Here is a 15,752-nt window from a genome sequence, read left to right on the forward strand (position 1 = left end):
TGGCAGCGCGCTGAATGGTTGATGTGGTACTGACTGAGGCCCGGCGAGCTCCTGCCGGCGCAGTCGCACGGGGCCAAGTCGCTTGGTCGAAATGCGTTCGGAGCCAGCTTTCGAACCCGAGCCATCACTATTTGCATAGCCAAGATCTTCTCACCGTGAGTGGTCGGGTATCGTGCGTGTCGACCGTAATCTGTTGGCGCTGTGTGTACTTCATGGTGTCGCCCAGGCCACCATTGCGGTAGTGTGCTCATGCTACCGGTCCGCGAGTTGCACCCAGTAGCTTAGATGGCTCAGCAGCCGGTACCGATCCCGAGGAGACTTCGTTTAATCCCTGAGCGCGTCTACCCAGTAGCCGTCTTCGGCTGGCGGCGAACCCAGCCGATCGCAATGAGCACAAGACCAAGTGCAGCAAGGACTATGGGGGCCGCGGTGCCAATGAGTGTGAGCTGCTGGCTTGCCGCTTGCGCTTTTTCTGCTGCGTCCTTGGTGGACTCCGGTGTCATTGAGGCGTTGACAGACGTGACGGTCAGCAGAGGTATCTCATGGTCGGCAATCGTCACGTTCGCGATCACCTTCTGCGACGTCGTTGCGGCAATCGGCGCCCCCGTGACTGCATCTGCAGAGAATGCGAGGTCCGTGTCGGCGGTGTATGTCAGTGGGACGGGGTCAGCGAAAACGGCAAGCGCGCTGCTGATTTCGTTCTGGATGTCTTGAGGCAAGGTAGGCAACAAAGCAGTGATCAACGCCTTCGGCAACGCCGGCGGGAGCGAAGAGGCCACGGCTGGGTCTCTCACCGACCCCTCGGCGTCAACTCGGTAGTTGTAGATCTCGCGGTTCGCGACGGTGCCGTCGTCGACGTAGACCAGCGGAACGCTCGTCCGCGTAGTGGCGTCAAGGAAGTTGAGCTCTGACGACTTGGGAGGATGCAGGGGCAGTGACACAGTCAACCCACTTTGCTCGTTCGTCGTCGGATCTCTCGGCAGGAGAGTGCTGTTGAGTGTGGTGCGGTCCATCTCGTAGCTCAGGTTGCTCTGTACCGGCCCGGCGGGGGTGTTGAGTGTCGAGTCGTCGTTGACAGTAGCTTTGTCACCATCGGTGTCGGTTACGTAGATTCGACGGTCAAGGGTGATGGGAACACCGCGGGTGATGAGATTGTCAATGTCGCCGTTCTGCAGTGCTGCTGGGTCCAAGAAGTCCGCGGTGCCCTCGTAGTGAGCAGTGCTGTCGAGATCGCCGGGTAGTTGGGTCGCGTACGGCACAAGGACCAAGCGTATGACGGCGGCTGCAGCGATGAGTAGGCCGCCGAGAACGACGAAGACGGCCGAGGACCTTCGAAAATGCATGGGTTCTCCTTGGGAAGCATCAAACGATGAAGCGAGCTCCGACCTTCTCTTGCTACGAAGTCGATCGTGCGGGTCGAGCCGGTGTGAGATGTGGGCGGCGCTCGCTGGGTGCGTGAGCGCTGCAGTTTGCGATCAGACTCGGTACGGCTGCCGCGGCCAAACGCTGCCGCCCGGGTGGGGATGCACCTGACCGGTCGTGCACAGAATGCGTTGTCTCGCAAAGGAGGCGGTGAGGACCGGCGCGTCTGTCTAGATGCGTTCGATGATGGTGGCGTTTGCCATTCCACCGCCCTCACAGATGGTCAGAAGCCCGTAACGCAGTTCGCTGCGGTGTAGTTCATGGACGAGGTCGGTGAGCATGCGTGCGCCGGTCGAGCCGATCGGGTGGCCGATAGCGATGGAGCCACCGTTGACGTTGACGCGTTCAGCGTCCAATCCCAGCTCGCGCATGTACATCAGCGGTACGCAGGCGAAAGCTTCGTTGACTTCGAACCGGTCGATGTCGTCGAGGGTGAGTCCAGCTTGCGCGAGTGCCATAAGCGTTGCCGGGACGACTGCGGTCAGCTGTAGAACTGGATCATCTGCAATTACTGCCATCGCTCGTATGACCGCTTTGGGTCGCAGTCCTGCATCGGCAGCGACTGCATGATCAGCGACTAGCACGGCGGCCGCTCCGTCGCTGATTTGCGAGGAGTTCGCGGCCGTGATCACACCGTGCGGATCGAATACTGGTGCCAAACTGGCGACCTTGTCCGGGTCGATGTTCCTTCTGATGCCTTCGTCGGTGGCCGATATCTGCGGCTCGGAGCGGCTCTCGTTGCCTTCCATCGCCAGTGGTACGAGCTGGGAGTCAAAGGCGTGTGCGTCGGTGGCTGCTGCTGCGCGCCGGTGACTTTCAATGCTGTACGCGTCGAGGTCCGCTCGAGTCAGCCCCCACTTGGCGGCAACCAACTCCGCAGAGGGGCCCTGGGCCGGAACGGCTCCGTCGTATCGGTCCAGGGCTCTGATTCCGAACCATGTTCCCGGGCCGCGGGACGGATCGAACAGGGGGCCCAGGTCAACCCGGCTCATCGATTCGACGCCGCAACCGATAGCAAAGCCATATTCACCGCTACGCACGGCCTGTGCCGCGAAATGTACGGCTTGTTGCCCAGACCCACACTGCCGATCAATGGTGGTAGCGGGAAGTTTTTCTGGTAGTCCCGCGCCCAACGCGGCCCAGCGACCGATGTTGTGGGCCTGCTCTCCGTTTTGCGCGCCGCAGCCGGTGATGACGTCAGATAGCCGTGACGGATCAACCCCCGACCGTTCGGTGAGGTAGCTCAGAGTGTGAGCCAGGAGGTCTGCGGGATGAATATGAGCCAACTTCCCGCGCCTGCGGCCCACTGGCGTGCGCACGGCATCCACAATGACGACGTCGTTTCCAGCAACTGATGAGTTCAACCTCTGTCCTCTCTTCGCCCCCTACCGATCCGGCTGGGCTTGCTCACTGACTTCGATTGGCATCCACAGCGAAGCGTCAGCTGAGGAGATATGTGAATCACCGTAAAGTTGAATGGAACGTACGTCAAGGCCACGATGGCGTGACCAGGTGCTCTTGCCAATACGTGAATATCGGTTAATCTGAAGCCACGGTCTGTGATGGTGGTTACATTCGTCGACCAGTGAAGCGTCCATGACCGACGGCCGTGGTGTCACACCACATGTCAGACCAGGAGAATCCATGAACTTGATCGACTACATCGACCGCGGAGTGCGGATCCGCCCGAACGCGCCGTGCATGGTGAGATCCGACGGATCTGAGATCTACACCCATGCCTCGTTCAGCCGGCTCACGGAGCAGATCGCAGCCGCCCTGCACACTGATGGACTCGCCCCCGGGGAGCGAGTAGCGATATACAGCCCGAACGACGCGGACGCCTTCGCGTGTGTCATTGGCGTCATACGAGCCGGCGGCATATGGACAGCCGTCAACGCGGCGAGCCGCCCCATCGAGATCGCAGCGTTCTTGAACCTGGTCGGGTGCAACCGTCTGATCTACCACGCCGATCTCTCCGAGCACATCGACGAACTGCTGCAACACGTTCCGACCATCACGTCGGTCATTTCGATTGGCTCAGGGCAACGAGACGACCTGGCTCTCGACACATGGATCGCCTCGGCCGACGAGTATCGGCCACCACACGGGCGCAACCCCGAAGACATCGCTGTTCTCGCACCGACCGGCGGAACCACAGGAACTCCGAAGGCCGTCCCCGCCAGTCACCGCCAACTGGTCTTGATGTGCTTGGCACACAACACACACTTAGCCGAGCCCGAACCGCCGCGGTACGTGTGTGCGACGCCGATGACACACGCAGCAGGCATGGCAGCCTTTCCGGTGCTGGCCGAAGGAGGTCAGGTGATCATCCACCGCGGCGTCAACGCGCCCGAGATATTCGGCTCCATCGAACGCAATCGCGCCACTCGCATATTCCTCCCCCCACCGCGCTCTACGCACTGCTCGCACACCCGGACGTACTACACACGAACTTTTCGTCTTTGCGTCATTTCCTGCTTGCGGCTGCCCCCGTCGCTCCAGAGCGCCTCGCTGAAGCTGTCAACATCTTTGGCCCTGTGATGACCCAAGTATTCGGACAGGCCGAGGCGCCATTCGTCTGTACCATCCTCACCGCAGAAGAGATTGCCGACGCCACCAAAGACGCCAGTCTCCGCCATCGGCTCGCATCCTGTGGCAGGCCGAGTGTCGTTGCGCGCGTTGAGATCATGGGCGAAGACGGGCATCTACTCGGCGTCAACGAACAGGGTGAGATCGTGATCAGGTCCGATCTCGTGTTCAGCGGGTACTGGAACAACCCCAACGCGTCCGCCGAGACCCGCCGCGCCGGCGACTGGCACGGGACCGGCGACATCGGGTACCGAGACAAAGACGGGTTCATCTACATTCTCGACCGCAAGAAGGACCTCATCATCACCGGAGGATTCAACGTGTATCCCTCCGAAGTCGAGGCCGTCCTGCACACTCTGCCGTCAATCAACGACTGCGCGGTGATCGGAATACCCGATGACAAATGGGGAGAAGCTGTCACCGCTTTCGTCGAAGTGAAAGACGGTCACGACATCGATCCGGACGAGGTCATTGCCGCCTGCAAGAAGGCTCTTGGCTCAGTCAAAGCCCCCAAGGCTGTACACATCCAGGACGACCTGCCCCGATCCCCCGTCGGCAAAGTACTGCGCCGCGAACTGCGCGAGAAGTATTGGAACCATCTCGAGCGCAAGGTCTAACGCGCCGCGAACCCCTCTTCCGACTACAACCACCAATCAAGGACCGCACATGGATACCAACGACATTGCCAGGCTTGATGCCACCGAACAGGCCGCGCTCGTCCGACGCGGCGACCTCACCCCTCTTGACTTGGTCGACGCCGCCATCACTCGAATCCAACAACTCAACCCCACACTCAACGCTGCGGTCTACGAACGTTTCGACCAAGCACGACAGGAAGCCGCCGACCCCGGGTCGCTACCCCGCGGGCCGTTGACGGGTGTGCCGTTCCTCCTCAAGGACCTCGGCCAAATGGTGGAAGGCGAACCACACACCATCGGGTGGAGCGTCCTCAAGGAGATCGACTATCGCGCCCCCGTGACCTCCTACGTCGCGCAGAAGCTGATCAACTCAGGGCTGATTCGCCTTGGTCATTCCGCAGTGCCGGAACTGGGCGCCTCAGCCGTGTCGGTCGAAACCCCAGCATGGGGACAGACCCGCAATCCGTGGGACCCGACGCGGGTGGTGGGGGCCTCCAGCGGCGGAGCAGCAGCAGCTGTCGCATCCGGAATGGTCCCCATCGCGCACGGCAACGATGCGGGCGGGTCAATTCGGATACCGGCTGCCTTCTGCGGTCTCGTCGGACTCAAACCCTCCCGCGGCCGAACCTCACTCGGTCCCCTCCAGGGCGAGGGCCTAGGACTCTCACAGGAAGAAGGGGTCCTCGCACGTTCGGTCCGAGACGCCGCCCTCGGGATAGACATCGTCTCAGGCAATATGCCCGGCGACCCCTTCAACGCCCCGCCCCCAGCCCGGCCGTTCTCCGACGAAGTCGGCCGGGATCCGGGCACACTGCGAGTCGGAGTCGTTCGCGCCGCACCTGCCGATATGGCTCCCTTCAGTTCCGACGCCATTGCCGCCCTCGAAACAGGAATCACACACCTCACCGCTCTGGGACACGTCGTCGAAGACTCCTATCCAGACATGCTCAACGACGAGAACATCTTCGTTCCCTACGCCCGAACCTTTGCGAGCCACTTCGCAGCCGCGGTCGAACCCATCGAACACCAACTCGGACGACCACTAAGACCCGATGACTTCGCGCCATTCACCTGGGCCCTGATCGAACAGGGTCGGACCCATACCGCTACGCACTACATTCAGTACGCCGACTGGCGTAACGACGTGTCGCGGAGATCGGGCGCGTGGTGGGCACAGGGTTATGACGTCCTGATCCTGCCGACCGTGAGCTCCGTCGCCCCTCGTCTCGGCGAGTGGCAAATCCGGCCCGGCGAACGAGTTGACGACGCAGTCCGGCGCACGTTCGATTTCGTTCCCTTCACCCACATCTGGAACGCAACCGGCCAACCAGCGATCTCCCTTCCACTCCACATCACCCCCGAGGGCTTGCCACTCGGCGTGCAGCTTGTCGCCGGATATGGCCGCGAAGACCTACTACTGCGCCTGGCCTCCCAAATCGAATCGGCCTACCCCTGGAACGTACAACCACTGCACGCTGCTAGTTAGGTCCTCGTAATTTAACGAATAGTCCACGACAACGACGCATGTGGAATCACAAGCGTCACCTTTCAATCCCAAAGGACATACACGATGGACCTGAACGCCACTCAATGGATGGACGCCACCGATCAGGCCGCGGCCATCAGCGACGGTGAATGCACCCCTCTCGAGCTCGTGGACGCGGCCATCGCCCGAATCGAACGGATGAACCCCACCCTCAACGCGGTCATCCACCAACGATTCGAGGCCGCGCGTGCGGAAGCGGCACGTCCTGCCGATCTACCCAACGGTCCGCTGCACGGCGTTCCGTTCCTTCTCAAGGACCTCATCCAAACCGTGGCCGGCGAGCCACACTCCATGGGCTGGAAAGTGTTGAAAGACATCGAGTACAGAGCGACAACGACCAGCTACGTCGCCCAGAAGTTCGATGACGCCGGCCTAATCCGAGTCGGCCAAACCACGGTTCCAGAGTGGGGAGCCACCCTATCGGCTGAAACGGCCGCCTGGGGTATCACCCGCAACCCGTGGGATACCAACCGGGCGGCAGGAGGATCAAGCACCGGATCGGCAGTAGCGGTCGCTTCGGGAATGGTGCCACTGGCGCACGGCAACGACGCCGGCGGCTCCATCCGAATCCCAGCAGCATTCTGCGGACTTGTAGGCCTCAAAGCCACCAGAGGGCGTTCATCGCTGGGTCCCTTGCATGGCGACTACCTCAGTGCACAGTCCGAGGAGGGCGTCCTGGCGCGGTCAGTGCGAGACGCAGCGCTCGGACTGGACATCATCACCGGGAGCATGCCCGGTGATCCCTTTCCCGCACCCGCGCCGAGCCGCCCCTACTCCGACGAGATCGGCATCGACCCCGGGAACCTGCGCATCGGGTATCTCGACCGCACCCCACCAGACGTAGCCGACTTCAGCAACGACGCGCTGACCGCCCTCACAAACGCGCTTACCCTGCTCACGTCGTTAGGTCACCGTGTCCAGGACTCCCACCCAGCGGTACTGGAGAACGACGGTCTCACCGACGCCTTCTTGAATATCGTTGCCTGCCAAGAAGCCGCGGGCGCTGCGACCATGCAACACCAACTCGGCCGTGAACTCACTGCCGATGACTTCGAGCAGTGGACGTGGGCACTGATCGAGCGCGGCAAGCAGACTCCAGCAACGGCCTATCTCGCCTACCCCGACTGGCGCAACTCTGTTTCACGGGGAATCGCCCAATGGTGGGAACAGGGGTACGACGTACTGGTGATGCCAACAGTCTCACGGTGCGCTCCGCTGATCGGCGAGCTCGCGATGGGTCCGGCAGATACACTCGAAGACTTAGCCCACCAATACTTCTCGTACGTTCCATTCACCCACATCTTCAATGCGACCGGGCAACCCGCCCTCACCTTGCCTCTGCACGTCACACCCCAGGGACTTCCTCTAGGTGTCATGTTCGTCGCGGCCCGCGGCCGCGAGGACGTCTTGCTGCAGCTGGCATCCCAACTCGAGTATGCAGCTCCATGGAAAAACGTCCATCCTTCGGGTCTGGCGCCCACGCCCATCTGACCATCACTCGACCCACCACTGAGATGGTCTGCGCATCAGGGAATACTGGTTACCCACACATGGGCACAGTGCCATCGACCCTTAGAGAGCTGGCGTGACAATCGACGGGAAGCACAACGCGATCGAACGGCGCCCTCGCGATCGAAAACAGCGCATTCTCGCTGCCGCCGAGCACCAATTCGCCACGATGGGTTTCAGCCAGGTCTCGATGGCCGCCATTGCAGCAGATGTCGGCGTCGGCGCCAGCGCCGTTTACCGCCACTACCGCGGCAAACAAGACCTTTTCGCCGCAGTCCTGGATCGCACTCTTTCAGATATTGAGGTAGCGATCGCCGACCCACAGTGCACCCTTGCCGAGTCGATCAACACGGTCGCGCGCATCGGTATCAGTAACCGGAACTTCGGCGTGCTGTGGATGCGCGACTTACCCTCACTCCCTGAGAGCGACCACAAGCTACTGGCTGGCCGGATGGAGTCGATCACCCGTCGGCTCGGCGATCGCATCCACGCCGATCACCCCTCAACTGACGGCCAAACGTGCGCTCAAGCGCTGCTCGCAATGATGCTCAGCCCCTCGCGGCACACCATCGATTTGGGCCCCGACAAGGCCGTTGGCGTAATCACCCAGTTGGCCGCTCGTCTCCTCGACGCAGCCACCACGACCACGCAGCAACCGGTTTCCGTGTCCTACGCCCCCATCGGAATGGCGCCGCAGGTTCCAATCACCAAGCGCGAGGCCATTCTCGCCGCCGCAACCCGATTGTTCGACCAGCGAGGTTATGCCGCAGTCGGCCTTAACGACATCGGCGCCGCGGCGAAAATCACCGGACCGGCGATCTACCATCACTTCCCGAGCAAGATCGATATCCTCGACGCGATTCTTGTACGTGGCAACGAGTCACTGTGGTTGTCGTTGAGCCACGCGCTCAACGCTGCCAACAGCGTCGACGACGCCCTCGATAGGGTTATCGACAGTTATGCCCAGTTCGTCTACCGCAACCCGTCGACGTTGGCTGTCCTGACGGCCGAGGTGGTCAATCTGCCAGAATCACTCCGCGAGATCTACCGACTGAACCAGCACAACTATATCGATGAGTGGGTTCAACTCCTAGGACAATGCGATCCGCGAATCAGTCAGGCAGAAGGCAGATTTCGCGTTCATGCGGCCATCGCCGTGATCAACAAACTCACCCGAGACGTCCACAGCAAGGGGCCAAGTCTCCTTGCTCAGACCACCCGACTTGCCCGAGCCCTCCTCACTGACCCGGCCAATTCTGGTACTTGACCACCGCCCAGCAGGGCGGGTTCACTTTTTCCGATTCCGTGGATGACACATCCATCAAACAAATCGAATAGCTGGCCAGCATCGCCGATCGGAGCGTCAAAGATGACGTACTCACGCCGTGACCAGTCTGTTGGGGCGGGGAGTCGGTGCGGAGATCATGGGCCGCCGCGCATTGGACGAGGGCCATCGACCGTGCGGCGGTTCCGGGAAGCCGATCTCATCGACTTCTTGCATCTCGCGATCGAGACATGACTTCACCCAGCGGGCCATCAACCAGTGCTGGAGCAAAGCCCGCCACGCTTGAACCCTGTCCAGGCCGGGACTAGACGCGTGCAGCCCTGGCAGTGCGCTGCCCCTGAGGAGGGAGCCCGGGCCTGAGCGGCAAGACTCTTCAAGAACGGCCCCCAGTGGACTGTCTCATCATGCTCGCCGGGACGTTACCGACCCCTTCTGTCACCACCCGATAAACTGGGCTCATCTTTGTTCGAAGGATGCGTGCGTCCGTGACCGAGGTGAGGACGCATATGACCGAAGACATCCCCGACGCGGCTACGGCGCACGGTGACCCCCGCCCTGAACTCGGGATGGACCCCGACGAACTCTTCGGCGACGACGTCGATGACCTCCGTAACAGTCTGAGTTCGCTGTCACAGCTGGCGATGACGTCACTGACACTTCCCCAAACCCTCACGCACATAGCCGAATTCGCTGTCAACGCCATTCCCGGTGCCGATGGTGCCGGGTTGACGTTGCTCGACGGCGATCGCCGCAACACGGTCGTCGCCAGCGACGACTTCGTGGTCGCGGTGGACAGCATCCAGTATTCGCTCGGCGAGGGTCCGTGCATCACTGCCGCCGAGCGCGCGCAGACCGTGCGCTCGGGCTCGCTCGGGGGGGACGCTCAGTGGCCGCGTTTCGGGCCCCGGGTCGGCAGACTCGGCGTACACAGTGTTCTGTCGCTACCGCTCAAGACGGAGGGCGGGGTGCTCGGCGCGATGAACGTATATGCCCGCGCCAAGAATGCATTCGATGACCGCGCAGTCGCGCTGGGCGAGCTGTTCGCCGTTCCCGCAGCGGTTTCGGTGCAAAATGCCCAGGCGCTTGCCAACGCGTTGACGCTGTCCGAACAACTGCAGAAAGCGCTGACCAATCGAAAGGTGATCGACCACGCGATCGGCATCGTGGTGAGCCGCAGTGGATGCACAAGCGCGGAGGCATTCGCGAAACTGCGCGAGATGAGCCAGAAGGACCACAGGAAGTTGGCCGACGTCGCCCAATCGATATTCGATGACGCCAAGCGCCGGGCACAGGCTCGCCGCTCCGGATCCTGAAAACAGCACAGGTTTCGGTTCGCTGGTCAGCGGCGGGTAAAGCTCAGGATGCACCCCTCGAGTTCGAACCACCATTGACCTCACCACGCTGCAAGAAGGGCTGATCGACCCAACTGTTGACCTCGCTGCGCTGATGACGGAAATGGTGGCGATCCTGATCGAGTCGGCCGACGCTGCACGCGTGGTGATCGCTGACGCTGTCAAACCTCAACCGCGCAGATTGTGACCGCGCTCGGCACGCGCGACTCGCAATCGTCAGCGCATGGCCGCCAACTGTTCACGGTGTGACCGACCGTCGTCAGTCGTACATTGACAGTTCGGCAAAATGCGCGGAACGTAGACAGTGCTGAGAAACCCAGCCGGCCCGGGGCCGGTTTCGCCGCCACCGGCCGCGCAACTGCCACACACGTTCGCTGCCCGGAAACTTTGTGTCAGACGAGTTCGACCTCTATCAGTGAGGGTCGTGTACGTCTGAACATCACCGATGAACCTTCTCGACAGAAGGCTCGCCGGAGCGGAGCGCACCCCGTGGCCATCACCGACATAGCTCGATACGCCCATCTCACCGACGTCGACATCGACTCGCTCAGCCGCGAACTCGACGCCATCCGACGCGACATCGAAGATCAACGCGGTGAGCGCGATTGGCGGTACATACATCGCGTCATCGCCCTGCAACGTGGGCTCGAGATAGGGGCCCGCGTCGTACTCATGGGATCCCGGCGAAGGCCGGTGTGGATTCTGGGGACATCGATGTTGGCCTGCTCGAAGGTTCTCGAGAACATGGAACTCGGTCACAACATCAGCCATGGGCAGTGGGACTGGATGAACGACCCCGAGATCCACTCCAACTCGTGGGAATGGGACCAGGTCGGCCCGTCGTCTCAGTGGAAGCGGGCCCACAACTACTCGCACCACCTCTACACCAACATCGTCGGCATGGATGACGACATCGGGTTCGGCATCCTCAGGATGACTCGCGACGTCGCTTGGCGCCCGGTCAATCTGATTCAGCCGTTGGCCAATGTTGTCCTCGCGACCACATTCGAATGGGGTATCGCGCGCCACGATCTGGACGCGCAAAAGCGAATGGACGTCGAGCGTGATCCAGGCACAGACGTCAGCCGGATCGGCAAGTCCGAAGCCAGTCGCACCTTCTGGCGAAAAATCGGCAAGCAGATGGGCAAGGATTTTGTCCTCTTTCCTGCTCTGACCGGACGGGCGTGGAAGACCACGCTGACGGCCAACGCGTCGGCGAACCTGATCCGCAACCTCTGGGCGTATGCGGTGATCTTCTGCGGTCATTTCCCCGACGGCGCAGAGAAATTCACGATGGCCGAGTACGAGTCAGAGACACGGCAGCAGTGGTATCTGCGACAGATGCTCGGCAGCGCCAACTTCAGGGCCGGTCCGTTGATGGCGCTGATGAGTGGGAACCTCTGCTATCAGATCGAGCATCATCTGTTCCCAGATCTGCCCAGCAATCGGTATGCGGAGATCGCCGAACGGGTCGAGGCCCTCTGCGAGAAGTTTGATCTCCCGTACACGACAGGGTCCTTGCCGCGGCAGTACTGGCTGGCCTTGCGCACCATCCACAAACTCGCCCTTCCCGACAGCTTCCTTTCGCGGTCGTCCGATGACGCGCCAGAGACCAGCAGCGAGCACCGCTTCGGAATCACCGACCCGCGCGCGACGAACGTGGAAACGGTGAGCCCACGCCGTGGACTGAAAGCTGCCATCGGAGCCCTGCGCGCCACGCATCGGTGAACACGTGACGGGGAGCTGCGGTACACAAGCGTGCACCCACGCCGGTGGCTCAGCGAAGCGACCAGGTCAGCTCTCCGTCAACAACGTCGGTAGTCCACCCATCGAACTCGCTGCCGGTCGCGATCGCCCCAATGAGATCGTCGAGCACAGATGCGACGCTGGGCCATCTGGTGGTGCCGTCGTCGGCATCGATCTTGTCGTAGCGCAGCACTTCGCCCCATTGGCTGCCGGTTCGTAGGTCAGCGACCAGCAAGTACCCGTCACGGTCGGCGAATGGGAAGTATTCCGGGACAAAGCCGTACGCGGGAAAGCCTGCGTAACTAGGGTATCCGCTTCTGGCGCCAGCCACCTCGAGCATCATCGCACGCACACTGATCATGTCCCGCAACGACAGGAGATCCACGTCGGGGAACACACGCGTCCAACGCCCCTCAAGGAACCCATTGACGCACTGAAACAAGTCGAGGATCTGCCCACGTACGGCCCCTGGAGCGAACCCGGCTTCCTCGAGGATCCGCTCGGCTTGGTCGTACGTCAGGCCCGGAGCAAACGACTCAACGGTGCGATGCGCACCGCGCTCGGACAGCGCGGCCAATAGTCGATCCCACCGCGGCCGCAGTGGCCCGTACTGGTCGCTGAACACCCGATCGTCGGTCATCTCGAACGCCCCCTTTGACCGTCACAGCTACGGCCGAGTCTAAAACAACCATGCGAGTTGCCCCTCTGCTAAAGGTTCTCTCGTCGTCGAGTATCGAACTCCTGCTCATCGTCACCTCGCCACGATCGTTTGATTTCGCTCTCGAAGAACATGGACTACCTGAGGAACAAAGGCCATCACCAGAAAGTTGAGCCCGAAGTACTTAACTTTGGAGGAAACATGAGCGAACTGAATCGCTTGCCGGTGTTGTTCCTGACCGACCCCGTCTTGCTCCCCGGCATGGTGGTCCCGGTCGAACTGGACGATGCCGCACGCGCCGCCGTCGACGCCGCGAAGGCCTCGGAGGCGGGCAAACTCTTGGTCGCCCCTCGATTGGACGACCGTTATCCCGCCTACGGCGTCGTCGCGTCGATCGTGCAGCTCGGCCGCCTCGCCGGTGGCGAATCGGCGGCGGTCCTCAAGGGCGAATCCCGCGCTCACATCGGATCGGGAACCACCGGGCCCGGCGCGGCGCTGTGGGTCGAGGTCGAAGCGGTGTCCGAACCCGCGGTCACCGACGAGGTGCGCGAACTGGCCGCCGAGTACAAGAAGCTCGTACTGGCCATGCTGCAACGTCGCGAGGCCTGGCAGGTCATCGACTCGGTCAACAAACTGAGCGATCCGTCGGCACTGGCCGACACCGCCGGTTACGCGTCGTACCTCACTGATGTCCAGAAGCGACAGATGCTCGAAACTCCCGACGTGGCAGAGCGTTTGACCACCCTGATCACGTGGACCCGCGACCACCTGGCCGAGGTCGAGGTGAACGACAAGATCGCCGGCGAGGTCCGCGACGGCATGGAGAAGACGCAGAAGGAGTTCCTGCTGCGTCAGCAACTGGCCGCGATTCGTAAGGAACTGGGCGAGGACGAACCCGACGGCAGCGACGACTACCGCGCCCGCGTCGAGGCGGCGGAGCTGCCCGACAACGTGCGCGAAGCTGCGATGCGCGAGGTCGGCAAACTGGAGCGCGCCAGCGACCAGAGCCCCGAGACCGGCTGGATCCGAACCTGGCTGGATACGGTGCTGGACCTGCCGTGGAATGTGACCACCACCGACTCCACCGACATCAAGGGTGCCCGGGCCATCCTCGACGCCGACCACCACGGGTTGGACGACGTGAAGGACCGCATCGTCGAATACTTGGCCGTCCGGGCTCGCCGCGCCGAACGCGGCCTGCAGGTCGTCGGTGGTCGCGGGTCGGGTGCGGTGATGGTGCTGGCCGGACCTCCCGGAGTCGGCAAGACGTCGTTGGGTGAGAGCGTTGCCCGCGCCCTCGGTCGAAAGTTCGTCCGCGTCGCCCTCGGTGGCGTCCGCGACGAGGCCGAGATACGTGGACACCGGCGTACCTACGTCGGCGCGCTGCCCGGACGTATCGTGCGTGCCATCGGCGAAGCGGGATCGATGAATCCCGTTGTGCTGCTGGACGAGATCGACAAGGTCGGCGCCGACTACCGCGGCGACCCCAGTGCGGCACTGCTCGAGGTGCTCGACCCGGCCCAGAACCACACCTTCCGCGACCACTACCTGGACCTGGACCTCAACCTGTCGGATGTGGTGTTCCTGGCGACCGCCAACGTGATCGAGCAGATCCCGTCGGCACTGCTCGACCGTATGGAACTGGTGACCATCGACGGCTACACCGAAGACGACAAGGTTGCCATTGCACGCAACTACCTACTGCCTCGGCAGCAGGAACGGGCGGCGATCACCGACGACGAGGTGGAGGTGACGGACGCTGCGCTCCGCAAGATCGCGGCCGACTACACCCGTGAACCCGGTGTGCGACAGTTCGAACGGCTCCTGGCCAAACTGCTGCGCAAGGTGACCACGGCACTGGCCGGCACCGAAAGCACAGACGGTTCCGTCAAGGTGCGTGTCGACGAGCCCGACCTGGTCGGGTACCTGGGCCGCCCACGCTTCACACCTGATGCCGAAGAGCGGACGGCCGTGCCGGGTGTGGCAACCGGGCTGGCGGTCACCGGGCTGGGCGGCGATGTGCTCTACATCGAAGCCGGGTCCACCGATGGCGAAGGACTGGTCCTCACCGGGCAGCTCGGGGACGTGATGAAGGAGTCTGCACAGATCGCGCTGAGCTACGTGCGTTCCCACGCAGCCGATTTCAGCATCGACCCCAAGTCGCTGGAACGCAGCATCCACGTGCACGTCCCGGCCGGCGCAACTCCCAAGGACGGTCCGTCCGCGGGTGTCACAATGGTGACCGCGCTGGTGTCGATGGCAACCGGACGCAAGGTGCGGGCCGACGTCGCGATGACCGGCGAGGTCACCCTCAACGGACGGGTGCTGCCCATCGGTGGCGTGAAGCAGAAGCTGCTGGCGGCCGCGCGGTCGGGAATGACGACGGTCTTCATCCCGCAACGCAACGAGCCCGATCTGGATGACGTGCCTGCCGAGGTGTTGGAGGCACTGACCGTGCTGCCGATGACCGACGTCGCCGACATCATCGCCCAGGCGCTCGAGCCCGCTGCGGATCAAAAGGCAACCGTCGCAGCCTGATCGACATCTCTGCCCACCTGTTCTCATATCGCTCCCCCGCCCCCTGGCGGGGTGGGTACCCGAGAATGGGTGGGCGGAGTTCTGTCACGGACAGGTTGTACAAGGTTTCGGCACGGGTGGATCGAGGTAGAGCTCAGTATTGATCTCGAAGTCCGAGGGAAGGACCGCCCGATGAGTGCACAGACCAACGATGCCGTGGCCGAAGTGTGGGATGGCTGGCAGGAAGCAGTCAACATGACGGCCGGTGAACTCGAGTCCTTCCTCGACACCCCCGAATCGAAAGACGTGGGAGACAAGAGCTCGGGCGGCGAATCCACTGGCCACAAGTCAGGCCGGCGAATCGTGGACATCCTGCGTGCCAACAAGAGCGACCTGACCGATGACGATGCCGCACACATGCACAAGGTCGTCGGCTACGTCCATCGACATCTGGCTCAGCGTTCCCTCCGGTGACGTTTCCGACACCGCC

At 62.4% G+C, this 15,752-nt stretch carries 11 protein-coding genes and 1 pseudogene; 9 read left to right on the plus strand and 3 right to left on the minus strand.

Annotation, left to right across the window (positions count from 1 at the left end):
• Nucleotides 1–341: 341 nt before the first annotated feature.
• Together MVA47_RS03425 and MVA47_RS03430 are read right to left on the minus strand one after the other, a co-directional pair.
• Nucleotides 342–1,343, minus strand: a complete 1,002-nt coding sequence (locus MVA47_RS03425) for a porin PorA family protein (RefSeq protein ID WP_247206684.1) — start codon at nucleotides 1,341–1,343, stop codon at nucleotides 342–344.
• Nucleotides 1,344–1,592: 249 nt separating this feature from the next.
• Nucleotides 1,593–2,786, minus strand: a complete 1,194-nt coding sequence (locus MVA47_RS03430; protein WP_281504636.1) for a thiolase family protein — start codon at nucleotides 2,784–2,786, stop codon at nucleotides 1,593–1,595.
• 337 nt (nucleotides 2,787–3,123) lie between these two features.
• On the opposite strand from MVA47_RS03430, the pseudogene MVA47_RS03435 reads away from it, so the two are divergent.
• The 7 genes and pseudogenes from MVA47_RS03435 to MVA47_RS03465 all read left to right on the plus strand — a co-directional run.
• A pseudogene (locus MVA47_RS03435) lies at nucleotides 3,124–4,133 on the plus strand (AMP-binding protein); the annotation flags it as partial.
• Nucleotides 4,110–4,628, plus strand: coding sequence for a class I adenylate-forming enzyme family protein (locus MVA47_RS27175; RefSeq protein WP_374474344.1), 519 nt, complete (start codon nucleotides 4,110–4,112; stop codon nucleotides 4,626–4,628). The pseudogene MVA47_RS03435 and the gene MVA47_RS27175, both read left to right, overlap by 24 nt.
• Nucleotides 4,629–4,677: 49 nt before the next feature.
• Nucleotides 4,678–6,135: an amidase gene (locus tag MVA47_RS03445; RefSeq protein ID WP_247206686.1), complete on the plus strand. Its 1,458-nt coding sequence runs from the start codon at nucleotides 4,678–4,680 to the stop codon at nucleotides 6,133–6,135.
• Between the two features lie 84 nt (nucleotides 6,136–6,219).
• The gene (locus tag MVA47_RS03450) at nucleotides 6,220–7,686 is read left to right on the plus strand and encodes an amidase (RefSeq protein ID WP_247206687.1); all 1,467 of its coding nucleotides are present in this window, start codon (nucleotides 6,220–6,222) and stop codon (nucleotides 7,684–7,686) included.
• A 94-nt stretch (nucleotides 7,687–7,780) separates the two neighbouring features.
• Complete coding sequence (locus tag MVA47_RS26930; RefSeq protein WP_308280470.1) at nucleotides 7,781–8,971, plus strand: TetR/AcrR family transcriptional regulator; 1,191 nt, start codon at nucleotides 7,781–7,783, stop codon at nucleotides 8,969–8,971.
• 524 nt (nucleotides 8,972–9,495) lie between these two features.
• Nucleotides 9,496–10,302, plus strand: coding sequence for a GAF and ANTAR domain-containing protein (locus MVA47_RS03460; protein WP_247206689.1), 807 nt, complete (start codon nucleotides 9,496–9,498; stop codon nucleotides 10,300–10,302).
• A gap of 528 nt (nucleotides 10,303–10,830) precedes the next feature.
• Nucleotides 10,831–12,069 carry an acyl-CoA desaturase gene (locus MVA47_RS03465; RefSeq protein WP_247206690.1) on the plus strand — a complete coding sequence of 413 codons (1,239 nt, stop codon included), beginning with the start codon at nucleotides 10,831–10,833 and terminating at the stop codon, nucleotides 12,067–12,069.
• Between the two features lie 49 nt (nucleotides 12,070–12,118).
• Here MVA47_RS03465 and MVA47_RS03470 read toward each other — a convergent pair whose 3' ends face one another.
• Nucleotides 12,119–12,727 (minus strand): hypothetical protein, encoded by a 609-nt coding sequence (locus tag MVA47_RS03470; protein ID WP_247206691.1) that lies wholly within the window; start codon nucleotides 12,725–12,727, stop codon nucleotides 12,119–12,121.
• A gap of 219 nt (nucleotides 12,728–12,946) precedes the next feature.
• On the opposite strand from MVA47_RS03470, the gene lon reads away from it, so the two are divergent.
• Both lon and MVA47_RS03480 read left to right on the plus strand, forming a co-directional pair.
• Entirely contained in the window at nucleotides 12,947–15,283 is a 2,337-nt protein-coding gene (lon, locus tag MVA47_RS03475; protein ID WP_247206692.1) for an endopeptidase La, read from the plus strand.
• Between the two features lie 171 nt (nucleotides 15,284–15,454).
• Entirely contained in the window at nucleotides 15,455–15,736 is a 282-nt protein-coding gene (locus MVA47_RS03480; RefSeq protein WP_247206693.1) for a DUF3140 domain-containing protein, read from the plus strand.
• Nucleotides 15,737–15,752: the final 16 nt, after the last annotated feature.

Origin of the sequence: Williamsia sp. DF01-3, from assembly GCF_023051145.1 — a bacterium.
Lineage (GTDB): Bacteria > Actinomycetota > Actinomycetes > Mycobacteriales > Mycobacteriaceae > Williamsia.